This window comes from Bradyrhizobium sp. HKCCYLRH2047 (genome assembly GCF_051168175.1).
GTDB lineage: Bacteria > Pseudomonadota > Alphaproteobacteria > Rhizobiales > Xanthobacteraceae > Bradyrhizobium.
This window is the reverse complement of sequence record NZ_JBNPUM010000001.1, coordinates 479963-501057: the sequence shown is the minus strand read 5'-3', so window position 1 is coordinate 501057 and position 21095 is coordinate 479963. Positions and strand designations below refer to the sequence as shown.

Annotated in this window: 18 protein-coding genes; 13 read left to right on the top strand and 5 right to left on the bottom strand. The window is 66.3% G+C overall.

Annotated features, from left to right (window positions below):
* Positions 1–185: 185 nt before the first annotated feature.
* A complete protein-coding gene (gene gyrB / locus ACQR1D_RS02325; protein ID WP_434893652.1) occupies positions 186–2621 on the top strand; it encodes a DNA topoisomerase (ATP-hydrolyzing) subunit B in 2436 nt (811 codons plus the stop codon).
* 63 nt (positions 2622–2684) lie between these two features.
* Here the strand turns inward: gyrB and ACQR1D_RS02320 are convergent, their stop codons facing one another.
* Complete coding sequence (locus tag ACQR1D_RS02320) at positions 2685–4679, bottom strand: acetoacetate--CoA ligase (protein ID WP_434893653.1); 1995 nt, start codon at positions 4677–4679, stop codon at positions 2685–2687.
* 207 nt (positions 4680–4886) lie between these two features.
* On the opposite strand from ACQR1D_RS02320, the gene ACQR1D_RS02315 reads away from it, so the two are divergent.
* The 8 genes from ACQR1D_RS02315 to ACQR1D_RS02280 all read left to right on the top strand — a co-directional run bounded on the left by ACQR1D_RS02315 (position 4887) and on the right by ACQR1D_RS02280 (position 11771).
* Positions 4887–5141, top strand: coding sequence for a FitA-like ribbon-helix-helix domain-containing protein (locus ACQR1D_RS02315; protein WP_434839964.1), 255 nt, complete (start codon positions 4887–4889; stop codon positions 5139–5141).
* Positions 5138–5560, top strand: a complete 423-nt coding sequence (locus tag ACQR1D_RS02310; protein WP_434839965.1) for a type II toxin-antitoxin system VapC family toxin — start codon at positions 5138–5140, stop codon at positions 5558–5560. The genes ACQR1D_RS02315 and ACQR1D_RS02310 overlap by 4 nt, the downstream gene beginning before the upstream one ends.
* A 90-nt stretch (positions 5561–5650) precedes the next feature.
* Positions 5651–6946 carry a UDP-N-acetylglucosamine 1-carboxyvinyltransferase gene (gene murA, locus ACQR1D_RS02305; protein WP_434839966.1) on the top strand — a complete coding sequence of 432 codons (1296 nt, stop codon included), beginning with the start codon at positions 5651–5653 and terminating at the stop codon, positions 6944–6946.
* Positions 6947–7313: 367 nt separating this feature from the next.
* Entirely contained in the window at positions 7314–7988 is a 675-nt protein-coding gene (locus ACQR1D_RS02300) for a HEAT repeat domain-containing protein (RefSeq protein ID WP_434839967.1), read from the top strand.
* 20 nt (positions 7989–8008) lie between these two features.
* Positions 8009–8404, top strand: coding sequence for a DUF5071 domain-containing protein (locus ACQR1D_RS02295; protein WP_434893654.1), 396 nt, complete (start codon positions 8009–8011; stop codon positions 8402–8404).
* A 49-nt stretch (positions 8405–8453) separates the two neighbouring features.
* On the top strand, positions 8454–8912 hold the full coding sequence (locus ACQR1D_RS02290; RefSeq protein ID WP_434839969.1) for a hypothetical protein: 459 nt from the start codon (positions 8454–8456) through the stop codon (positions 8910–8912).
* 203 nt (positions 8913–9115) lie between these two features.
* Entirely contained in the window at positions 9116–9595 is a 480-nt protein-coding gene (locus ACQR1D_RS02285; protein ID WP_434839970.1) for a DUF2867 domain-containing protein, read from the top strand.
* 790 nt (positions 9596–10385) lie between these two features.
* Positions 10386–11771: an MATE family efflux transporter gene (locus tag ACQR1D_RS02280; protein WP_434839971.1), complete on the top strand. Its 1386-nt coding sequence runs from the start codon at positions 10386–10388 to the stop codon at positions 11769–11771.
* 5 nt (positions 11772–11776) lie between these two features.
* Here ACQR1D_RS02280 and ACQR1D_RS02275 read toward each other — a convergent pair whose 3' ends face one another.
* Positions 11777–12919, bottom strand: coding sequence for an FUSC family protein (locus ACQR1D_RS02275; protein ID WP_434839972.1), 1143 nt, complete (start codon positions 12917–12919; stop codon positions 11777–11779).
* 117 nt (positions 12920–13036) lie between these two features.
* Here ACQR1D_RS02275 and ACQR1D_RS02270 point away from each other — a divergent pair, with 117 nt between their 5' ends.
* On the top strand, positions 13037–14407 hold the full coding sequence (locus ACQR1D_RS02270) for an MmgE/PrpD family protein (protein ID WP_434839973.1): 1371 nt from the start codon (positions 13037–13039) through the stop codon (positions 14405–14407).
* 8 nt (positions 14408–14415) lie between these two features.
* Here the strand turns inward: ACQR1D_RS02270 and ACQR1D_RS02265 are convergent, their stop codons facing one another.
* Entirely contained in the window at positions 14416–15822 is a 1407-nt protein-coding gene (locus tag ACQR1D_RS02265) for a serine hydrolase domain-containing protein (protein WP_434839974.1), read from the bottom strand.
* A gap of 141 nt (positions 15823–15963) precedes the next feature.
* Positions 15964–17016: a helix-turn-helix domain-containing protein gene (locus tag ACQR1D_RS02260; RefSeq protein WP_434839975.1), complete on the bottom strand. Its 1053-nt coding sequence runs from the start codon at positions 17014–17016 to the stop codon at positions 15964–15966.
* 140 nt (positions 17017–17156) lie between these two features.
* Here ACQR1D_RS02260 and ACQR1D_RS02255 point away from each other — a divergent pair, with 140 nt between their 5' ends.
* Both ACQR1D_RS02255 and ACQR1D_RS02250 read left to right on the top strand, forming a co-directional pair.
* Positions 17157–18074, top strand: coding sequence for a pirin family protein (locus ACQR1D_RS02255; RefSeq protein WP_315803900.1), 918 nt, complete (start codon positions 17157–17159; stop codon positions 18072–18074).
* Between the two features lie 39 nt (positions 18075–18113).
* Entirely contained in the window at positions 18114–19028 is a 915-nt protein-coding gene (locus ACQR1D_RS02250) for a phosphoribosylaminoimidazolesuccinocarboxamide synthase (RefSeq protein WP_434839976.1), read from the top strand.
* A gap of 953 nt (positions 19029–19981) precedes the next feature.
* Here the strand turns inward: ACQR1D_RS02250 and ACQR1D_RS02245 are convergent.
* Positions 19982–20374, bottom strand: a complete 393-nt coding sequence (locus tag ACQR1D_RS02245) for a nuclear transport factor 2 family protein (protein WP_315803902.1) — start codon at positions 20372–20374, stop codon at positions 19982–19984.
* A gap of 134 nt (positions 20375–20508) precedes the next feature.
* Between ACQR1D_RS02245 and ACQR1D_RS02240 the strand changes: the two genes are divergently transcribed.
* Positions 20509–20988, top strand: a complete 480-nt coding sequence (locus ACQR1D_RS02240) for an Lrp/AsnC family transcriptional regulator (protein WP_315803903.1) — start codon at positions 20509–20511, stop codon at positions 20986–20988.
* Positions 20989–21095 lie beyond the last annotated feature (107 nt).

The following is a 21095-nucleotide window of genomic DNA, read 5'->3' as shown; positions in this document are numbered from 1 at the left end:
TCCGGCTTTCGGAGGGGACGAAAACGACCCTCGCCAGGCCTTGAAAAACCGTTAAAAAACGCTATCTCTTCAATGTCTTACGAAGGGCCACTTTGCGCTAGGCGTGTGGCTTCTTTCGTGAGAGAAAGAGCGCTCTCGGCATGCGGTTTGCGATGCCGATTCGACCACCCTTCCGAAGGCCCCACATGACCGAACCCGCCCGGCAAACCATCGCCGACACCGAGCCTGCAACCGCGAACGAATACGGCGCAGAATCGATCCGGGTGTTGAAGGGCCTGGACGCGGTGCGCAAGCGCCCGGGCATGTATATCGGCGACACCGATGACGGCTCCGGCCTGCACCACATGGTCTACGAGGTCGTCGACAACGCGATCGACGAGGCGCTGGCCGGCCACGCCACCGCGGTCGAGGTGATCCTCAATCCGGACAATTCGGTCACCGTGCGCGACGACGGCCGCGGCATTCCCGTGGACATCCACAAGGGCGAGGGCGTGTCCGCCGCCGAGGTCATCATGACCCAGCTGCACGCCGGCGGAAAGTTCGACCAGAACTCCTACAAGGTGTCCGGCGGCCTGCACGGCGTCGGCGTCTCCGTCGTCAACGCGCTGTCGAGCAAGCTGCTGCTGCGGGTCTGGCGCGACGACAAGGAGCATCTCATCGAGTTCGCCCATGGCGATGCGATTGCGCCGCTGAAGGTGGTCGGCGAGGCCAAGGGCAAGCGCGGCACCGAGGTGACGTTCCTGGCCTCGACGGAGACCTTCAAGAACGTCGAATACGACTACGCGACGCTCGAGCATCGCCTGCGCGAGCTCGCCTTCCTCAATTCCGGCGTCAACATCGTGCTCTCCGACATGCGCCACGCGGTCGAGAAGCGCGAGGAGATGCATTACGACGGCGGCGTCGAGGAGTTCGTCAAATATCTCGACCGCAACAAGAAGGCGATCGTTCCGGCGCCGATCATGGTGCGCTCGGAGGTCAACGGCATCACCGTGGAAGCTGCGCTGTGGTGGAACGACAGCTATCATGAGAACGTGCTGTGCTTCACCAACAACATCCCGCAGCGTGACGGCGGCACCCATCTCGCCGGTTTCCGCGGCGCGCTGACGCGCCAGGTCAACGGCTACGCCGAGGCCAATGCGAAGAAGGAGAAGATCGCGCTGACCGGCGACGACTGTCGCGAGGGTCTCACCGCCGTTCTTTCCGTGAAGGTGCCCGATCCGAAGTTCTCGTCCCAGACCAAGGACAAGCTGGTGTCCTCGGAAGTGCGTCCCGTGGTCGAGAACGTTCTGAACGAGGCGCTCGCCGCCTGGTTCGAGGAGCATCCGGGCGAGGCCAAGACCATCGTCGGCAAGGTGATCCAGGCCGCGGCGGCACGCGAGGCCGCGCGCAAGGCGCGCGAGCTGACCCGCAAGAGCCCGCTCAGCGTCTCCTCGCTGCCCGGCAAGCTCGCCGACTGCCAGGAGAAGGATCCGGCCAAGTCCGAGCTGTTCATCGTCGAGGGTGACTCGGCCGGCGGCAGCGCCAAGCAGGGCCGCAACCGCGAGTTCCAGGCGGTGCTGCCGCTGCGCGGCAAGATCCTCAATGTCGAGCGCGTGCGCCCCGACAAGATGCTGTCGAGCGAGCAGATCGGCACGCTGATCACCGCGCTCGGAACCGGCATCAGTGACGAGTTCTCGATCGACAAGCTGCGCTATCACAAGATCATCGTGATGACCGACGCCGACGTCGACGGCGCGCACATCCGCACGCTGCTGCTGACCTTCTTCTACCGGCAGATGCGCGAGATCATCGACCGCGGCCATCTCTACATCGCGCAGCCGCCGCTCTACAAAGTGATGCGCGGCAAGTCCGAGCAGTATCTGAAGGACGAGCGCGCGCTGGAGGATTATCTGATCGGCACCGGGCTCGACGACTGCGTGTTCAAGACCGCCGAGGGCGAGGAGCGCAAGGGCCGCGACCTGCTGGGGCTGGTCGAGGAAGCGCGGATCGTCCGCAACATCCTGCGCAATCTGCACAGCCGCTACGATCGCAAGGTCGTCGAGCAGGCCGCGATCGCCGGCGTGCTGCGGCCGGATATCACCCGCGACCTGGCGACCGCGGACGCCGCGGCCGAGTACATCGCGAGACGGCTCGACGTGCTGGCCGACGAGGTCGAGCGCGGCTGGATCGGTCACTTCCTCGAGGGCCAGGGCTTCACCTTCGAACGCACCGTGCGCGGCGTCAAGGACGTCGCCGTCATCGACGACGCGCTGCTCGCCTCGGCGGATGCCCGCAAGCTCGACGACTATGCGGCCCGCCTGCAGGAGGCCTATGCCAAGCCCGGCACCTTGCGCCGCGGCGACGTCCAGACCGTGATCCATGGCCCGGTCGATCTGTTCGAATCCGTCATCGACGCCGGCCGCAAGGGCGTCACCCAGCAGCGCTACAAAGGTCTCGGCGAGATGAACCCGGAACAGCTCTGGGAAACCACGCTCGATACCGAGGCCCGGACGCTGCTGCAGGTCAAGGTCAAGGAGGTCGACGAGGCCGACGACATCTTCACCAAGCTGATGGGCGACGTCGTCGAGCCGCGCCGCGAGTTCATCCAGGACAACTCGCTGTCGGCGAACGTCGACGTGTAAGCCCGGATGCCGGGACGCTCCGGCCGTCCGGCCTGCCCCTCATCGGGCTGACGCTCGCCCCCGTCATCCGCCTCGCCGTGCCGCCGCGAACTGCGTGAACCAGTCCAGCGCCGCCGGGTTGCGGGTGGCATCCTTGCTCGCGACCTTGTCCGGAGCGTCGCCGAGCAGCAGCCGACGGACCGGCACCTCCATCTTCTTGCCGGTCAGGGTCATCGGGATTTCCGGCACGCCGATGATGACGTCGGGGACATGCCGCGGGCTGCGCTCGTGGCGCAGCCGCTGGCGGATCTCGTCCTGCAACCCGTCCGTCAGCTCGATGCCCTGGGCGAGTTGCACGAACAGCGGCATGTAGAAGCCGCCGTCCGGCTGCTCGATGCAAATGACGAGACTGTCGACGATGCCGGGAATCCCCTCCATCGTCCGGTAGATTTCCGCCGAGCCGATCCGCACGCCATGACGGTTCAGCGTGGCGTCGGAACGGCCCAAGACATGGCAGCCGCCGCGCGCGTTGAAGCGGACGCGATCGCCATGGCGCCAGACCCCCGGATAGACGCCGAAATAGCTGTCCGTATACCGGACGAAATCGGCATCGCCCCAGAAGCAGAGCGGCATCGAAGGCATCGGCGCGCGCACGACGAGTTCGCCGGCCTCGTCGATGATCTCGCGCCCCGCATCGTCGAACGCGACCGCGGCCACGCCGAGCGCCGGAGCCTGGATCTCGCCAGCATGCGTCGGCAGCAGCGGCGAGCCGGCCAGCAGACCGGAACAGAACTCCGTTCCGCCGGATTGCGAGGAGGCCCAGACCTCGGGCTTGACCGCCTCGTGCACCCAGCGAAACACCTCCGGTGTCGATGGCGATCCGACCAGCATCACCGACTGCAGCCGCTCCAGATTGAACTCGCGGCCCGGAACGACGCCCTGCTGCCGCACCAGCTGGATGTAGCTCGGGCTGATGCCGAGCACGGTCACGCCGGCGGCTTCCACGAGCCGCCACACCAGCCGCGCGTCCGGATGGCTCGGATGGCCGTCATAGAGCACCGAGGTGCCGTTCATCAGCGGCCCCCACATCAGCGTGTTCCAGACCATCCAGCCTGTCGTCGAGTAGAAGAACAGCGTGCCGTCCGCCTCGATCTCGAAATGAAACGCCGCCGACTTGTAGTGCTCGAGCACGATGCCGTGGTGATTGTGCACGATCGGCTTCGGCAGGCCGGTCGTTCCCGAGGTGAACAGCACCCAGAGCGGATGATCCGATGCGACGCGTGCGAACTGAAATGCGTCGCGCGCGATCGCCGGACCGTCGAGCAGGTCGGGCCACGCCCGGATGCGGCCACGAAACTCCGGCGCCTTGCGCGCGGCCGGATGATAGTCGAGCATGACCAGCATCTCGGCGCTCGGCAGCGCCGCGAGGATCGTCTCGAGATCGCCGATGCGATCGAAATCCTTCGCTCCATAACGATAGCCGTTGACCGCGAAGACGAGCTTCGGCGCGATCTGCGAAAAGCGGTCGATCACCGTCTGCGCGCCGAATTCCGGTGCCGCCGAGGACCACACCGCGCCGATCGCCGTGGTCGCGAGCATCGCGATGACGGCTTCGGGAATGTTCGGCATGTAGGCGACGACCCGGTCGCCCTTGCCGATTCCCATCTCGCGCAGCGACGTGGCGAGCCGCCGCACGCGGCCTGCGATTTCGCCCCAGCTCGCGGCCGCCAGCGGACGCAGCTCCGAGCCGTGATGCAGCATCGCTCGATCGGGACTGCCGCTCAACTCGTGGCGCAGCACGTGCTCGGCGAAGTTCAGCCGCGTCCCCGTGAACCAGCGCGTCCGCGGCATCGGATCGCGCGAGACGACCTCGCCGATCTCGCCGTCGGCCATGACCTCGAAATAATCCCAGATCGAACGCCAGAACCCGGCGACGTCGTCGACCGACCACTGCCAGAGATCGTGGTAGCCGGAGAAACTGTGTCCGCGCGCCGCGAGCCAGTCGAGATACCGACGGATGTTGGCGCGCGCCTGCCGCTGCGGCGAGCAGGTCCAGACGTCAGCTTGATCATCGGCCATTCCAGCGTTTCTCCATGCCACAGTGGCGACGGCCACGACCATCGACTGGGCCCAACCCGCCGTCAAGAACACGGCGCGACGACGACGCCACGCGCCTGTCGGCGAATGTGGACGTGTCATCTCGACTGAGACGGCCCCGGGCCCTCTCCTGGACAGTGATATCATTTTCTGATATTGATATCGCTCGCATTCTGGAGATGCGCAATCATGCCGGCCGTGACCATTCGCAATCTGTCCGACGAGACCCACCGTGCCTTGAAGGCGCGGGCGGCTCAGCACAACCGCAGCACAGAGGCGGAAATTCGCGCCATCCTCGAATCCGCTGTACAGCCCGAGGGACGCGTCCGTCTTGGCACCGCGCTGGCTGACATGAGCCGGAACATCGGGGTCACCAATGCCGATGTCGAAGCGCTTGAGCAGCATCGAGCCACCAGCCCCGCCGAACCGCACCGCTTCAAATGATCCTTCTCGATACCAATGTCGTGTCGGAAGCCATGAAGCCGGAGCCTTCACCCGAGGTGTTGGCATGGCTCGACAAGCAGGTCGCAGAGACGCTCTATCTGTCGAGCGTGACCATTGCGGAGTTGATGTTCGGCATCGGCGCACTTCCGAGAGGACGACGCAAGGAGCGGCTGGCCGCCGCGCTCAATGGCCTGCTGGAGCTGTTTGGAAGCAGAATCTTGCCTTTCGATACCAGCGCTGCCCGCCACTATGCTGAACTCGCCGTCAAGGCCCGCGCCGCCGGAAAGGGGTTTCCGACGCCCGACGGCTACATCGCCGCGATTGCCGCCTGCCATGGTTTCATTGTCGCATCCCGCGACACGAGCGCATTCAAGGCCGCGGGTATTGGGTTCGTCAACCCATGGACCGCAGTGGCCTGACCGCGTCTTCCGTGATAATTCCGTGCCGGACCGCTGTTCCGCTTTTCGCCGGCCCGGGCAAATCACCCTCTCAGAACGGACTTTCCGCGCATGGCGCCCATTCAATACATCGTCGAGGGCGGTCACCGGCTCAAAGGCGCGATCGAGCCGTCCGGCAACAAGAACGCCGCGCTGCCGATCATCGCCGCCGCGCTGCTGACCGAGCATCCGGTCACGCTCGACAACGTGCCGCGCATCCGCGACACCGAGACCCTGGTCGAGCTGATCCGCTCGGTCGGTGCCTCCGCCGAATGGCGCGGCCGCAACCGGCTCGCGATCCATGCCAAGGACATCCGCGCCGCCGATCTCGATCCGGATCTGTGCATTCGCATCCGCGCCTCGATCCTGCTGGCAGGACCCCTGCTCGCCCGCTGCGGCGAAGTGGCGCTGCCGCCGCCTGGCGGCGACGTCATCGGCCGGCGCCGGCTCGACACCCATTTCCTGGCCTTCGAGCAGCTCGGCGCCACGGTCACCGCGACCGACAAGATCGAGCTGCGCGCCTCCGGCCTGAAAGGCGCCGACGTGTTCCTCGACGAGCCCAGCGTCACCGCCACCGAGAACGCGCTGGTCGCCGCCGTCGCTGCGCACGGCACGACCTATCTGCGCAACGCGGCCTCCGAGCCGCATGTCCAGGACCTCGCCCATTTCCTGGTCGCGCTCGGCGCCAACATCGAGGGCATCGGCACCAACACGATGGTGATCCACGGCGCCAGCACGCTCGGCCAGGCGTCCTACGCGATCCAGCCCGATCACATCGAGGTCGGCTCGCTGATCGGGCTCGCCGCGGTGACGCGCTCTCCCTTGCGCATCGTGCGCGCCGGTACCGAGCATCTGCGCTCCATCCGCATGGGCTTCGAGCGGCTCGGCATCGTCTGCGAGGTCGCCGGCGACGACCTGATCGTGCCCTCGGAGCAGACGCTCAGGATCAAGGACGATTTCGGCGGCCACGTCCCGAAGCTGGAGGACCAGCCCTGGCCGGCCTTCCCGGCCGACCTGATGTCGATCGCGCTCGTCACCGCCACGCAATGCGAGGGCGTGATCCTGATGTTCGAGAAGATGTTCGAGTCGCGGATGTTCTTCGTCGACAAGCTGATCTCGATGGGCGCGCGCATCGTGCTGTGCGACCCGCACCGCGCCATCGTCGCCGGCCCGAGCCGCCTGCGCGGCGCCCGCGTCGTCTCACCCGACATCCGCGCCGGCATGGCCATGCTGCTAGCCGCGCTGTGCGCCGAGGGCACCTCCCGCATCGACAACGCCGACCAGATCGAACGCGGCTACGAGCGGATCGACGAGCGGCTCAATGCGCTGGGCGCCAGGATCACGCGGGTCCCGGAGCGCGGGCGGTAGACACGTTCAGGGCGGCTATTCACCACGGCGCCATTGCGAGCGAAGCGAAGCAATCCAGAGTCCTTGCTCGGTCCTGGATTGCTTCGCTTCGCTCGCAATGACGGAGCGATAAATTCGTAGGGTGGGCAAAGAGCCGCCTTCTGGCGGCTCGTGCCCACCGTCGCGCAGCTTACGACCCCTGTGGCGAGCACGGCTGGTGGGCACGGCACGATCGCCACCGCGTGCGAACCGAGCCAGAGTGGCGCGCCTTTGCCCACCCTACTCGCTCGTTTCCCTGCTTGCCTCAGCATATGAATAGCACGGCTTGCCCTACTTCGATGATCGATAAGGAGGTAAGGTCGCTGCTTGCCAACTTCGCTGTACGACCATGTCACGCATTCCCCCAGATCCGCTCACCCATGGCTCGCTCCGCGCGCTCTTGACCCGCAACGGGGCCGAGGCGCTGACGGCGCTGCGCGAAGCTTCCGCAGACCCCGACCAGTTCATCCGTCGAACCGCGATCGAAATCATAGGCCGGCATCCGAGCGGACGGGACCTCCACAACGTGGTTCTGTCTGCACTGACCGATCCATCCGAATATGTGGTGCGTGCAGGGTGCAGGATCATCGAAGATTGGAAGTGGGACGCTGTGCATGACGTCGTTGCCGCCCTGTTGAGGAGCACGTCACGGGAAACTCGACGAACCGCCATCCGCACATTGAGCGCAATATGGCGTCAGGCGGATTTTCAACCCGTCTTTCACATCTATAGCGGCGACACCGAGCCTGCGGTACGTCGAGAGGCCGCATGGACCTTGCGTGAGCAAGTCACGAGCTCCGATTGGCTTCAACTGTTCGAAGCCTTCCGCACCGACGACATACCGCGACATCGCGTATGGGCCTGCGACCTCGCCGGCAACTTCGGACATCCGGACGCAACCACTTTGCTCGACACGCTCAGCTCGGACCGCGACGGTCATGTACGAAAGGCAGCGGCGAAGGCAGTTGCCGCTCTGCGCGAGCGCGAACCGGGCGCCGTCGTCCCTCGCGAGATCCAGACGTAGAGCCGGCGGCTGAGGTACCCATGCACGACATTCGCGATTTCGTTCCACGCGGCAAGCAAGACCTCGACCGGGCGCGAGCGGCCGTGCGGGCCGGCTATCCCGCCGTCGCCCCGGTCCTAGGCGAGCTGACGGCATGGCTGAAGGACCACAACTGGCCCGTGGCCCACATTCTCGCTCCCTTCGTGGCCTCGCTCGGCGCACCGATGGCGCCGCACATCCTGCACGTCCTGACGTCTGACGATGACGTCTGGAAGTACTGGATCATCCAACTGATCATACCGTCTCTTCCCGAGGACGTCGCCCTCCAATTTCGACCGGAGCTCGATCGGCTCTGCAGCACGCCGAGCGACAACGAGCGACGGGAGGAACTCGATCGGCAGGCGCGCGACGTCCTCGCCCATTTCGGCTGGTCTTGAACATCGAACTCAGGCTGCACCGCCACATGCGATATGCCGGAGGCAAGAAATGGGGTTGATCCGCAGATGGCTCTCCAGGTTCGTCAGCAAGCCATTAGAGCTGGACGACGTCTTCTTCGGGCGCCTCGTCTCGATGGGATCTTACTGGGAAGCGAGGCGGCAGTTTTCGCCCACACGAACCGAAATCGAGCTCTTCATCGATGCGCCCGGCGAACGGCAGCCTCCCAATCAACGACAGCGCGAATTCTTCGCGTGGGTCGAGCGCGACTACGCCGACATCATCAGGAATGTCGATCAGGTCGCGCGCCCCATCTGTGAACGGTGGTTCCGAAAGCCGACTGAAGGCCCCTTCGAGGCGGAGTTCATCCTGAGCAGCTTTTCGATTCCGCTTCCGAGTGACGGCCCGGCCGAGTGGGAGATGTCGTTCGATTCGCGGACCGATCCCAATCACACCTTGGTCGTGGAGCTTCGTGGCGCAGAAGCCCTCGTCGCCCACATGGATGGGTGACACCTCGCAACGATGGCCGAGAAAACCTCAGGATCGGCAAAGGCACGCCGGCACCGTCCCGACTGATGCACGATGGTTCTCGCGTCGCGCCCATCGCGCTGCGCGCGACGGCCAACGGCGGACACGCGCTGGCTTCGCGGACGTACGCGTGCGATGATGCTTCGCAGGATGGGGACATCCATGACATGTGAGGCTCACTGCTCATGACCATCAGCGAGATCACTCCCGATGTCGACCGCAACAGATGGCTTGCTGGCGCGGACTTTGCCGATGCCTTCCGCATCACGATCGACGGCCCGGCCGTCGATGCCCGCACGGCGGCCGAGCGCATGCTTGGTCACGCGCCCTGGTGGATGACCGCGCTGCTGACGCTCCGCAATCTGCTGGTCCGGCCTTTCGGGCTGAAGACATCGGGCGCGGATGCACGAGACCCGCGTCCCCTGATCGGAGTCTTTCCGATCATCGACGAAACGCCGCCACGGATCGTGCTCGGCTTTGACGACAAGCATCTGGACTTCCGGGTCCTCGTCGACGCCTCCTCCCATGGCGGAACATCGCAGGTGACAGCAACAACCCTGGTGCAGACCCACAATGCGCTCGGCCGCGTCTATCTCACCGTCGTCACGCCGTTTCATCGCCTCGTCGTCAAGGCGATGCTCCGGCAGGTCGCGGCGGCCGCCTGATCACGCCCAAGCCTTTCGCTCTCCCCTCACGCGGTCACTGCACGCGCAGCGAAGCAATCCGGAACTCCGCCGCGGAGACGATGGCGCGTGCTTCGCTGCTCTCGCGTTGAACCGCGGATCTATCTGGGCCCCGGCCATCTTTTCTGGCTGATGTTTTTCCGAACTTTTCGCTTGCTTTTATTCCGAAAGTCAGAAATACTGCCGCCATCCCGTCCTCATGAGAGGGGCGCTTCGCGATCGTCACGGACGTTGAGGGCGGGGATGCGGTGGATGCGGCGGCTCTCAGCGCGCACTTGGGTAGCAACCCGAGGCTGGCGTGTGGACGAAGGGGCGGTCGCATACGGCGAAAGCGTATGGTCCTGGCCTCCCGACGCTGAGGTCAAGCCGGCGGGCGATTCCGCTGACGACGGGGGCAAGAAAGCCCGGTCCCCGGGGAGAGTACGTATAAGTCGTTCCAACCATCGCGCGGGGAATGCCGGGATGTCTCGGCTGAACCTGTGGTTCCTGCCGCCTGCATTTTTTTACGCAGGCGGGCCATGGGTGCGGCCAGCGCCCGGCATTCCCCGCGCCCTCTCGCTTCCGAGGGCCATCGATCAAGCAGAGCTCGGACGTGTCAGCGCCGCGAGACCGGTCAGTCATGCACGCGATCACGTCAATGCGATTGACGATGCGCCTCACGCAGCCGTCTGCATTTGGCCAGGTTGAGCTGCGCCTCCGTGCCGCACACGGCTGCGACCGAACATGCCGCCGTGATGTGCACGACGCCGCAGGGCCTGCTATAGCCCCGACCATGACCTCCACAGCCGGAACCAACCACGCACCGCCGACGGCGGCGCCGACGCCTCCCCTCGCGCACGAACTCTGGGACACGATCCGCCTCGCCGCGCCGATGGCGCTGACGCAGCTGTCGCAGATCGCGATGATGTCAACCGATCTCGCCTTCATCGGCCGGCTCGGCGGCGACGCCGTCGCGGCTGCCGCCTTGGCCGGCACCGTGTACTTCGTCGGCTCCACCTTCGGCATGGGCCTGATGTCGGCGGTGGCGCCGCTGGCCGCGCAGGCGTTCGGCGCTGCGGACGCAGCGCTGGTGCGGCGCGCGCTCCGCGTTGGACTTTGGGCTGGTCTTCTCATCGCGCTGCCGATCATGCTGATCGCGCTGAATGGCGAGACCATCCTGCTCACGCTCGGACAGGCCCCGGGCGTGGCGCATCTCGCGCAACACTATCTGTCCGGCCTCGCCTGGGGCATCGCGCCAATGCTGTGGTTCCTGGCGCTGCGCAGCTTCATGGGCGCGGTCAACCGCCCCGAGCCGGTGCTCTGGATCACACTGGCCGCGATCCCGCTCAACGCGCTGCTGGTCTATCCGCTGCTCTACGGCCACTGGGGCTTTCCGCGGCTGGGCCTGACCGGCGTCGGCCTCGCCACCTCGACCGTCAACCTGGGGACGTTCCTCGCCGGGCTGTGGTTCGCAGCGTTCCGACCGCCGTTCCGCGACTACCACGTCCTCGCGCGACTGGGCCGTATCGACTGGCGACTGATGCGACAGCTCCTCATCATCGGCGCGCCGATCTCGCTGTCGTTCCTGCTCGAATACGGCCTGTTCTCGGCGGCCGCGATCCTGATGGGGCTGATCAGCACGGCCGCGCTCGCCGCGCACCAGATCGCGCTGCAGATCACCGCGATCCTGTTCATGGTGCCGTTCGGGATCAGCATGGCCGCGACCGTGCGCGTCGGCCACGCCGCCGGGCGCGATGATGCGACCGGCGTTCGCCGCGCCGGCCTGATGGCGATGTTGCTCGGCCTTTCACTCGCAATGCTGTTCACGCTCGGCATCGTCATTGCGCGCCATGACATCGTGCAGCTGTTCCTCGGCTCCGGGATCTCCGATGCCGAAACGACGGCGGCGCTGGCCGCCACGTTGCTGCTCGTCGGCACGACGTTCTTCATCACGGACGCATTGCAGAGCATCGCGGTCGGCGCGCTGCGCGGCATCAAGGACACGCGGGTGCCGCTGCTGCTCGCCGTGCTCGGCTATTGGCTGATCGGCTTCCCCGCCTCTTATCTGCTTGGCCTCCACACCACGCTCGGCGCGGTCGGAATCTGGATCGGCCTGTCGATCGGCACCACGATCTACGCCGCGCTGCTGGTGGTGCGCTTCCTGCGGCTGACCCGATGAAGAGTTCAGGCGCCGGCCGTATCGGACGACTCCCCGGGCTCCGGCCGATGCACCTTTCCAGCCGACGCTCCGGACCATTCGGCGACGACGCGCTCGAGGTCGATCAGGTTCTGCCGCATCTGGTCGAGCGAGAAGCCCAGCGCGAAGAAGCGCTCGGCGGCATCGCCGGGCAGCCCGCGCGTCAGCCCGTCGCTGCGGACGGCGGCGACCTGCTCGGCATAGGCTTTGACCGCAACATGGATCGGCCAGATCGGCGGTGGGCCGGAGCCGTTGCGAATGGCCGCGGCACAGCCGCGCAGATAGCTCGCGATCGCATCGCTGACGCGCGCCACCGGCGCCGACAAACGTGCCTGCAGCTCCGAGGGCAGCGGCACCACGCTGGCCCGGCCGATCATCACGACGTCGTGGCGCAGGCGCAGGATCGTCCGCAGCAGCGGACCGGTGTCGGCGCCGGAGGACAGCCGCGCCGAGCGTTCGCGCTCGGCCTCCGCCCCTGTCGCGTTCAACTCGGTGAGCGCGGTGCCGATGCCGTCCTGGATCCGATGCAGCGCGTCGTTGTCGCGGCCCCGCGACAGGCCGGCCAGAAGCTCGGTCATTGCTGCGGCGATCAGTTCGAGCAGGCGGCCCGCCGCGCTGCGCATCTGGACATGCGCCCGCGACGGCAGCACGATGAACGACACGGCGAGGCCGGTGAACGCGCCGACCGCAACCTCGAACACACGGTCGATCGCCGATCCCAGCGGATCGAGATGGCCCATCGTGGGCACCAGGAGCACGATGACCGCGGTCACGGTGGCCGCGTTGAGGCTGGGATTGATCGCGGCGACGAAGGCGAGCGGGGTCACCGCCAGGATCAACATGCCGAGCAGTTGCAGCTCGCCGGAATGCGGAATGAACACGGTGATGGCGCCGCCATAGATCGCACCACCGATGGTGCCGAACATGTAGTCGCGCGTCGCCTTCAGCGAACGCCCGACACTGCCTTGCGTCACGATCAGCGAGGTCAGCACCGCCCACAGCGGCAGCTTCAGGTGGAAGGCCGTGGCGACGGCAAAAGCGAGCGTCGCCGCCACCGTGCTGCGGACGGCCAGCGACATCTGCGCTTTGCCGCCGCGCAACCTGCCGAACAGCTCCTTGAACGACGCCATCAATCATTCACCTCGAACGGACCAGCGCGTCGGCATGGCAGCCTCCCACCGGACCGGACCGGCTTGAAAGGCGGAATCAGCTTGCCTACCCTGGCTGCAACAATGCGAGGAAACACGATGGCCCAGGAAACCGCAACGCTCGCCGCCTATGTCGCCGAGCTGAAATACGACGATATCCCGCCCGAGGTGCTCGACCGCGCCAAGGTGCTGACGCTCGATTTTCTCGGCAGCGCCATCCGGGCCCGGCGCGAGGCGGAATCGACGCCTTCGGTCGTGAACATGCTGGCGGCGCTGAAGCTCGATGCGGCGGGCGAGGCGACCGTATTCGGCGACGACAGAACCTGGACCCCGGCGGTGGCGGCGCTGCTCAACGGCACGATGGGCCATTCGCTCGACTTCGACGATACCCACGCCGATTCCTCGCTGCATCCGAGCGCGCCGGTGGTGCCGGCCGCTTTCGCCGTCGGCGAGATGGTCGGCGCCTCCGGCCGCGAGGTGCTGACCGCCGTTGTCGCAGGCTACGAGGTGTGCTGCCGGCTCGGCAACGCGCTCGATCCGACCTCGCATTATGCGCGCGGCTTCCACCCGACGGCAACCGCCGGCACCTATGGTGCGGCGGCCGCCGCCGGCAAGCTGTTCGGGCTGTCCGAGCAGCAGTTGATCTACGCCTTCGGCGTCTCCGGCAGCCAGGCGGCGGGCTCGCTGCAGTTTCTCGTCAACGGCGCCTGGAACAAGCGCTATCAGGTCGGTGCGTCCGCAATGAACGGCGTGATCGCGGCCACGCTCGCCAAGAACGACTTCGTCGGCGCGATCGAATCCGTCGAGGGCAAGCACGGCCTGCTGGTCGGCTACACCGACACGCCGCACCATGAAAAGGCCGTCGCCGGGCTCGGCTCCACCTATGAGACGATGAAGATCGGCGTGAAGCCGTATCCGAGCTGCCGCTACACCCATGCCGCGATCGACGCCATCATCGCGCTGCGCCGCGAGCACAATCTGACGCCGGACCAGGTCAAGCGCGTCGAGATCGGCCTGCATCGCAACGGCATCACCTTGACGGGCGACGCCGCGACCAAGCGGCATCCGAGCTCGATCGTCGGCGGCCAGTTCTCGATGTTCTTCACCGGCGCGCTGGCGCTCGACCAGGGCCGCTTCGGCTGGGACGACTACACGCGCCTTGGTGACGCCGCGATCAACGCGCTCGCCGACAAGTTCGACGTCGTGCAGGATGACAAATTGGAGATCGGCCGCAGCCATCCGTTCGGCGCCCGCGTGACCATCACCACCGAGGACGGCGTGCACGAGCGGCTGCACGATGATCCCTCGGGCGAGCCGACCTCGTTTCCATCGGCGCGGGCGATGAGCGACAAGTTCATCACTTTGGCACGGCCGGTGCTGAGCAGCCGCGCGCAAAGCTTTGCCGATGCGATCCTGTCGCTGGAGCGTTTCGACCGTGTGGCGCAGGCGACGGCGTTGGGGAGAACGTAGCGCATGCGTCATTCCCCTCTTGTCGCTGCGATCACGTCGCTCACGAGCTGCGCCACGCCGTCGGCCTCCGGCGGCCAGTTCACGGTGCGACCGAAGCGCGCGATGACGAGGCGCTCGGAGGGAACGAAGATGACGTACTGGCCGAGCGTGCCCTTGGCGAAGACCGCATCGCGCGGCCAGCCGTGCGCGATGCGGTAGTTGGCGCCAAAACTGTCGCCGCGGTTGGTCCAGAAGCCGGCGCCGAGGCCGACATAGGCGTTCGGTGTGGGCGTGGCGACGTAGTCCGCCCAGCCCGCGGGCAAAAAGCGCCGGCCGGCGACCACGCCGTCGTCGAGATAGAGCTGGCCGAGCCGTGCCCAGTCGCGCGCCGAGGCCAGCATCTGGCTCGATCCCTCCGGCGTGCCGGCGGCGTCGAACTCGATCGTGACGCTGGCCATGCCCAGCGGATCGAACAGCTCGCGATGCGCGAAGCGCAGCACATCCGCGGCGCTGCCGCCGGCGGCATCGCGGATGAGATGGGAAAGGATGACGGTGTTGCCGTCGTGATAGTTGCTGACCGCGCCCGGAGCAGTCTCCATCGGCATGGATTCGGCAAAGGCCGCGCGGTCGGGCTCGACGAACTTCATCCGGTTGACTGGCTCGAGCGCCGACAACAACGAGGCCTGCAGCGAGCTGCCGAGCGCGAGACCGGCGGTGTGGCGCAGCAGATGATCGACGGTGATCGCATGGCGCGGATCGCTTTCGTTCTGCCACGCCGCGACCGGCGCGGGCGCATGCAGCGCGAGCTTGCCCTGGCGGACGAGAATGCCGATCAGGGTCGCGGTCATCGACTTGGTCGCGGAGAAGCCGAGCAGCGGGGTGTCGAGCGTGAAGCCGGGCGCGTAGCGCTCGGCGATCACCTTGCCGTCCTTCATCACCAGGACGGCATGGGTGCGCCGGAACGGAGGCACCTCCGGCTCGGCAAAGGCGCGGTCGAGCGCCGCGGCGAGCGCCGGTGTCGCCGGCGCCACGACATGCGGCGGAGCGATGTCGGGCAGCAAGGCCGGCTGCGGCGGCGACAACCGGACGGCCGGCCAGTCGCGGCTCTCGCCATGGTCCATGTGGCAGCCGAGCCCGTCGCGATACACGGCGTGGCTCCGGCCGAGCCCGAGCAGCGTCACGCTGACGTCCTTGGCGGCGCGATCGACGCGGACGTCCATTGCCCAGCTCAGCAGGCCGGCGCCAGGCATCGCGGCCCGGGTCTCGGAGAGCGTGCGGTCCGGGTCGAGACCGGAGACGAAGGTCTCCGAGCACAGCACGCTGGCGATGAAGCCGGTTGCCACCTTCGGCACATCGCGGGCGCGGGCGCCGCCGACCGCCAGGGCGGTCAGCGCGGTGGTGGCAACGAGAGCAGGCAGCAGGCGGCGTCTGGTCATGAGGAGCTCCGGAAGTTGGATCCGCCGGACCAGACCGCGGCTGCGGCCCGGATGCTCGCCGATTTCGCAAATCGCACCAGCCGGGAATGGCCGGGACCTCGCCGATTCTGGAATTCCTCCGTGATTTCAAGGCCGAACAGATCACGCTGCGGCCAGCCTCATGCGCCGGTATTCGGTCGGCGTCACCCCAGTCACCGCCTTGAACGCCCGGTTGAACGGACCGAGCGACTGGAACCCGGCGTCCATGGCGATGGTGATGACCGGCACCTCGGCCTGTGCGGGATCGGCGAGCGCGGCCTTGGCCTCCTCGATACGGTGGGCGTTGAGGAAGGTGTTGAAGTTGCGGTAGCCGAGCTCGCCATTGATCAGCCGCCGCAACCGGTATTCAGGAATGGAGAGCCTGGTCGCCAGCATCCCGATGGTGACGTTGTCCCGCCGATAGATCCGCTCATCCGCCATCAGCCGCATCAGCGCGTCGACCAGCCTGCGGTCCGCGGCCCTGGGAGCCGTGGCTTCGGGCTCTGCGACCGGCGGTGTCTCCGGCGCGAACACATCGCCGGCACCGACCCTGAGCAGCATCAGCGCGACGGCGCCGACCACGACCAGGAACATCGCCGCATTGACCACATTGGCAAGCTCGGATGGGCCGCTGCCGGCGGACGCCATCTGCAGCAGCGCATTGACGCCACCGTAGGACAGCGCCGCGATCACGACGAAGGCCCGGATGCGCCGCCGTCCCTCGACGAGATCCGCCGACCAGGAGCGAATGGTCTGCGCCAAGGTCAGGCCAAGGAAGCCGAGCGCCAGCACATTGTTGGCGACGATCACGAGCCGGCCATGTCCGGCAGGTCCGAGCACGAGACAGCCGATCAGGCTGAAGCCGAACACAGCCAGCCAGATCAGGCCGTGCAGCCCGCGCAACGCAAAGCCGTCGTCGAACAGCGCGCGGCAGAACAGCCAGAGCACGACGATGTCGGCCGTCGCGAGCGCAATCAGCGGCGCGGAAGCGAGCGATGGCGCCGCCGTCCCGCCGATGTTGAAGGTCGCCGCATGCGCGGCCGAGCCGAGCGCCAGCGCGATCGCCAGCCGGCCGCGCCATTGACCACCGAGGTCACGTCCCAACGCGACGGCGAGCACGGCGAGCAGCGCAATGGCGGCGGCGCGAAGCACGAGATCGAGGCTGTCGAGCGTCATCGTCACGGATCCGTTGTCAGCGCCGGAACTCTAGGCCGGAGTGCCGCTCCGTTCAAATCACGCCGACGCCGCGACCTCATGCCCTGCCCTCGCCGTCGCGAAGCTGCTAGGCTCGCGTGACCACATCTCAGGAGCGTCCCATGAGCTGGCAGCCTTCGAACGATCCCGAATTCGGCGATCCCACCTCGTGCGATGCGCTGGAGCACGTCATCGTGCCGCGCACCCGTGATCTCGGCGACGGCTTTGCGGTACGCCGCGCGCTGCCGCATGGCCGCCGGCAGATGGTCGGGCCGTTCATCTTCTTCGACCATTTCGGTCCGGTGCAATTCGTTTCCGGCAAGGGCATGGACGTGCGGCCGCATCCGCATATCGGCTTGGCCACCGTAACCTATCTGTTCGACGGCGCCATCATGCATCGCGACAGCGAGGGCAACGTCCAGGAGATCCAGCCCGGCGCGATGAACCTGATGACCGCCGGCCGCGGCATCGCGCATTCCGAGCGCACGCCGGACCTGCAGCGGCAGAACGGCCAGAACATGCTGGGCCTGCAGAGCTGGATCGCGCTGCCGGTGGAATCGGAAGAGATCGCGCCGAGCTTCCAGCATTACGCGGCGGGCGCGCTGCCGACGGTCAGCGACACCGGCTTCTCCGCGCGCATCATTGCCGGCCGGGCGTTTGGAAAAGCCTCTCCGGTGACGATGGTTTCGCCCTGGTTCTATGTCGAGGTGACGGCGCAGGCCGGCACAGTGGTGCCGCTCGATCCGGACCACGAGGAGCGTGCGATCTACATCGTCGACGGCGAGGTCGAGATCACCCGCGAGCGCCACGAGGGACCGCGGCTGCTGATCTTCCGGCCTGGCGATGCGATCAGCGTGCGCACGGTGAAGCCGACCCGGATGATGTTCCTCGGCGGCGACGCGCTGGAGGGGCCGCGCCACGTCTGGTGGAATTTCGTCTCCTCCAGCAAAGAGCGCATCGAGCAGGCCAAGCAGGACTGGAAAACCGGCCGCTTCGCCGCTGTTCCCCAGGAGCACGAGTTCATTCCGCTGCCGGAATAGGCTATGGGAGGCGATGCTCCCTTTCGAAGGCCCCGAACGATGACCACGCTTCTCGCCAGCAATCTGCCGCTCCCGAAGATCGGCCGCGGCAAGGTCCGCGACATCTATGCCGTCGGCGACGACCGCGTGCTGCTGCTGACCACCGACCGCATCTCGGCCTTCGACGTCGTGATGAACGAGACCATCCCGATGAAGGGCGCAGTGCTGACGCAGATCTCGGCCTACTGGTTCAACGCGCTGGAAGGCGTCGTGCATCACCACATGATCTCGGCCGACACCGACGAGATCATCGCCGAGGTGCCGGCGCTGCAGCCGCATCGCGAGGAGATCCTCGGGCGGGCGATGCTGTGCAAGCGCACCACCGTGTTTCCGATCGAATGCGTGATCCGCGGCTATCTCTCGGGCTCGGCCTGGAAGGAATATGCCGCCAGCGGCACGCTGGCCGGCGAGCAGCTTCCCGCCGGCCTCGTCGAGAGCCAGAAGCTCGAGCCCGCCATCTTCAGCCCGGCGACCAAGGCCGAGACTGGCCATGACGAGAACATCACCATTGCGCGGATGCGCGAGGTGGTCGGCGACGACACGGCCTACACGCTGGAGAGCATGACACGCGCCGTCTATACGCTCGGCGAGACGCTGGCGCGTGAGCAGGGCATCATCATCGCCGACACCAAGTTCGAGTTCGGCCGCGACAAGGATGGAAACATCATCCTGATCGACGAGGTCATGACGCCGGATAGTTCGCGGTTCTGGGCCGTCGACGCCTATCAGCCGGGGAAGCCGCAGCCGAGCTTCGACAAGCAGCCGCTGCGCGACTATCTCGACGCCGAGCGCAAGGCCGGCCGCTGGAACGGCGACGCCCCACCGCCGCCGCTGCCGCAGAGCGTGGTGGACGCGACGAGCCAGCGTTATCTGGAGGCGTTCCGGCGCGTGACGGGCAGCGAGCTGAAGATCTAAGGATCGCTTTTCTGCGGTCAGCGGTTGCACGACCAGCGCTCTTGTTTGGACGTGTGAGCTGAACTCATGCCGCATCGGCAGTGCTCCCCCTCACCCCGCTGGCAGGGAGGGGAGCCGCTGATCCGGATCGCATTCGAGGCAATCCGAGCTCCCCTGGAAGGGGCAGAGCCATGGTATCTGGCGATCAGAGTCGTGCGCTCATGCGTCGCCACATCGTCATGGCCGGGCTTGTCCCGGCCATCCACGTCGTTCAGCACGCTGAGCGCCACGTGGATGCCCGGGACAAGCCCGGGCATGACGGCGTAACTAACGTCCGGGATTGTTTGTCGCCACAGCCCGTACCTCATATGAAATGGCCCTATTGCAAGCGAGGCGAGCGCCGAGCATGCATGAGCCCCGCCATCCATGTTAAGACGCGCCTGATCGGCCTCGCGGCGCAATGGCCCGAGTTCTGCTGATCGATCCCGCCCTCTGGAAATGCCGAGGGCGCAGGGAAGGCCGGGAGCTGGCTGCTCCCATGGCCCGCCTGCGGAAAAAAATGCAGGCGGCAGGTACCACAGGTTCAGCCGAGACATCCCGGCCCTCCCTGCGCGATGGGTTTACGTCTGCTCCGCGCTCTCCCCGGGGACCGGCTTGTTTGCCCCCGTCGCCCTGATGACACGTCCTGTCAGGGATCGCGTCACCGCGGACTTGGCGCCAGCTTCGGGGCGCCAGGACCACACAGCTTGAACGTCCGCGAGCTGTCCATCGTCCAGCGCATCAGCACCTGACAGACCCGCGGCCACCGCTCCCCGCCTCTACGTATCGTGACGACGCGTACGCCCCTCTGCATGAGGACGGGATGCGCGGATAGAAACATGATTTCGGAAAATTAGCAAGCACAAACTGGTGCGGCAGAATAGCCCGACGGGCAGTTGCGTACGGCGCGCATTTGGCGCAGGTCGGCTGAACAATTACTTCCCGTCCGCAAAACGCCGCTCCACATGAAACGACTTGGCCGTCACCAGCCACTCGCCGCCAATCAGGTGAAAGCAGAGATAGTCGAGATAGAGAATCAGATCGATCCTGACGCGAACCTTCACGACCGCCTGCGTGGATGATGCGAAGTCGATGAGCAGAATTTCCTGCTGGCGGGGCGCGCTCTTCGACTGCGGCGAGGGGGTGGTCGTCAACAGCTGACGATACTCGGCCGCGGTCAGGACGCGCAGAGCCTCGTCACGCAGGCCGTGCAGTTGCGCGGTCGGCGCAAACACCCGGTCAAATCGTTCGACATCAGAGTCGAACATGGTGTCGAAGTATCGCTCGACGGCATCGAGCAACGTCTGGGGCACAGCGGTGTCGGTCATATCCAGGTCTCCGGAGGCTCGTGGGAAGCACGTCATCCTCGCCCCGAACCGGCGCGCATGTCCTTGCGAACTGTGCTAACGTACGGGCTCGTTACGCAATAAACCCGCTGTTTTCCGCGACTGATGTCAGAGATATGCCAAAAGCCAAGCTCGATGCGATCGACCAGCGCATCATCGGGGAATTGCAGGCCGACGCCCGGCTCAGCAATGTCGAGTTGGCCGACCGGGTCGGCCTGTCACCGTCTCCCTGTCTTCGTCGCGTCAAGCGGCTGGAGCAGGACGGCGTCATCCAGGGCTATCGCGCGGTCCTGAATCGCGACGGCGTCGGCCTCGGATTCTCGGCATTCCTCGCGATCAAGATCGCGGGACATGCGAACGAGCACGCTCTGGCCTTCGAAGAGGCCGTCTGCGCGATGCCGGAAGTCCTGGCCTGCCATCTGGTCTCCGGCGAGTCGGACTATCTGCTCGAGGTCGTCACGGCCGACCTGGAGCACTACCGGCAGTTCCTGGTCGAGCGGCTGCTGAACCTGCCCATCGTCCGCGAGGTCAAAAGCAACATCGCGATCCAGACCCGCAAGGCCGCGGCACCGCTGCCGCTGCAGCACGTGCAGTGACGCTATCGCCAGACGAATGCGCCGGTCGACGGTGGTCACGCTGCCGCCTTCGGCGGCGGCTTTGCCCACGCTACAGCTTGGATCCGACAACGCACGTCATTGGCCTC

Excerpts from the sequence above, each read along its gene's own strand:
- gyrB (WP_434893652.1), top strand. The coding sequence starts at position 186 with ATGACCGAACCCGCCCGGCAAACCATCGCCGACACCGAGCCTGCAACC.
- ACQR1D_RS02320 (WP_434893653.1), bottom strand. The coding sequence starts at position 4,679 with ATGGCCGATGATCAAGCTGACGTCTGGACCTGCTCGCCGCAGCGGCAG.
- ACQR1D_RS02315 (WP_434839964.1), top strand. The coding sequence starts at position 4,887 with ATGCCGGCCGTGACCATTCGCAATCTGTCCGACGAGACCCACCGTGCC.
- ACQR1D_RS02310 (WP_434839965.1), top strand. The coding sequence starts at position 5,138 with ATGATCCTTCTCGATACCAATGTCGTGTCGGAAGCCATGAAGCCGGAG.
- murA (WP_434839966.1), top strand. The coding sequence starts at position 5,651 with ATGGCGCCCATTCAATACATCGTCGAGGGCGGTCACCGGCTCAAAGGC.
- ACQR1D_RS02300 (WP_434839967.1), top strand. The coding sequence starts at position 7,314 with ATGTCACGCATTCCCCCAGATCCGCTCACCCATGGCTCGCTCCGCGCG.
- ACQR1D_RS02295 (WP_434893654.1), top strand. The coding sequence starts at position 8,009 with ATGCACGACATTCGCGATTTCGTTCCACGCGGCAAGCAAGACCTCGAC.
- ACQR1D_RS02290 (WP_434839969.1), top strand. The coding sequence starts at position 8,454 with ATGGGGTTGATCCGCAGATGGCTCTCCAGGTTCGTCAGCAAGCCATTA.
- ACQR1D_RS02285 (WP_434839970.1), top strand. The coding sequence starts at position 9,116 with ATGACCATCAGCGAGATCACTCCCGATGTCGACCGCAACAGATGGCTT.
- ACQR1D_RS02280 (WP_434839971.1), top strand. The coding sequence starts at position 10,386 with ATGACCTCCACAGCCGGAACCAACCACGCACCGCCGACGGCGGCGCCG.
- ACQR1D_RS02275 (WP_434839972.1), bottom strand. The coding sequence starts at position 12,919 with ATGGCGTCGTTCAAGGAGCTGTTCGGCAGGTTGCGCGGCGGCAAAGCG.
- ACQR1D_RS02270 (WP_434839973.1), top strand. The coding sequence starts at position 13,037 with ATGGCCCAGGAAACCGCAACGCTCGCCGCCTATGTCGCCGAGCTGAAA.
- ACQR1D_RS02265 (WP_434839974.1), bottom strand. The coding sequence starts at position 15,822 with ATGACCAGACGCCGCCTGCTGCCTGCTCTCGTTGCCACCACCGCGCTG.
- ACQR1D_RS02260 (WP_434839975.1), bottom strand. The coding sequence starts at position 17,016 with ATGACGCTCGACAGCCTCGATCTCGTGCTTCGCGCCGCCGCCATTGCG.
- ACQR1D_RS02255 (WP_315803900.1), top strand. The coding sequence starts at position 17,157 with ATGAGCTGGCAGCCTTCGAACGATCCCGAATTCGGCGATCCCACCTCG.
- ACQR1D_RS02250 (WP_434839976.1), top strand. The coding sequence starts at position 18,114 with ATGACCACGCTTCTCGCCAGCAATCTGCCGCTCCCGAAGATCGGCCGC.
- ACQR1D_RS02245 (WP_315803902.1), bottom strand. The coding sequence starts at position 20,374 with ATGACCGACACCGCTGTGCCCCAGACGTTGCTCGATGCCGTCGAGCGA.
- ACQR1D_RS02240 (WP_315803903.1), top strand. The coding sequence starts at position 20,509 with ATGCCAAAAGCCAAGCTCGATGCGATCGACCAGCGCATCATCGGGGAA.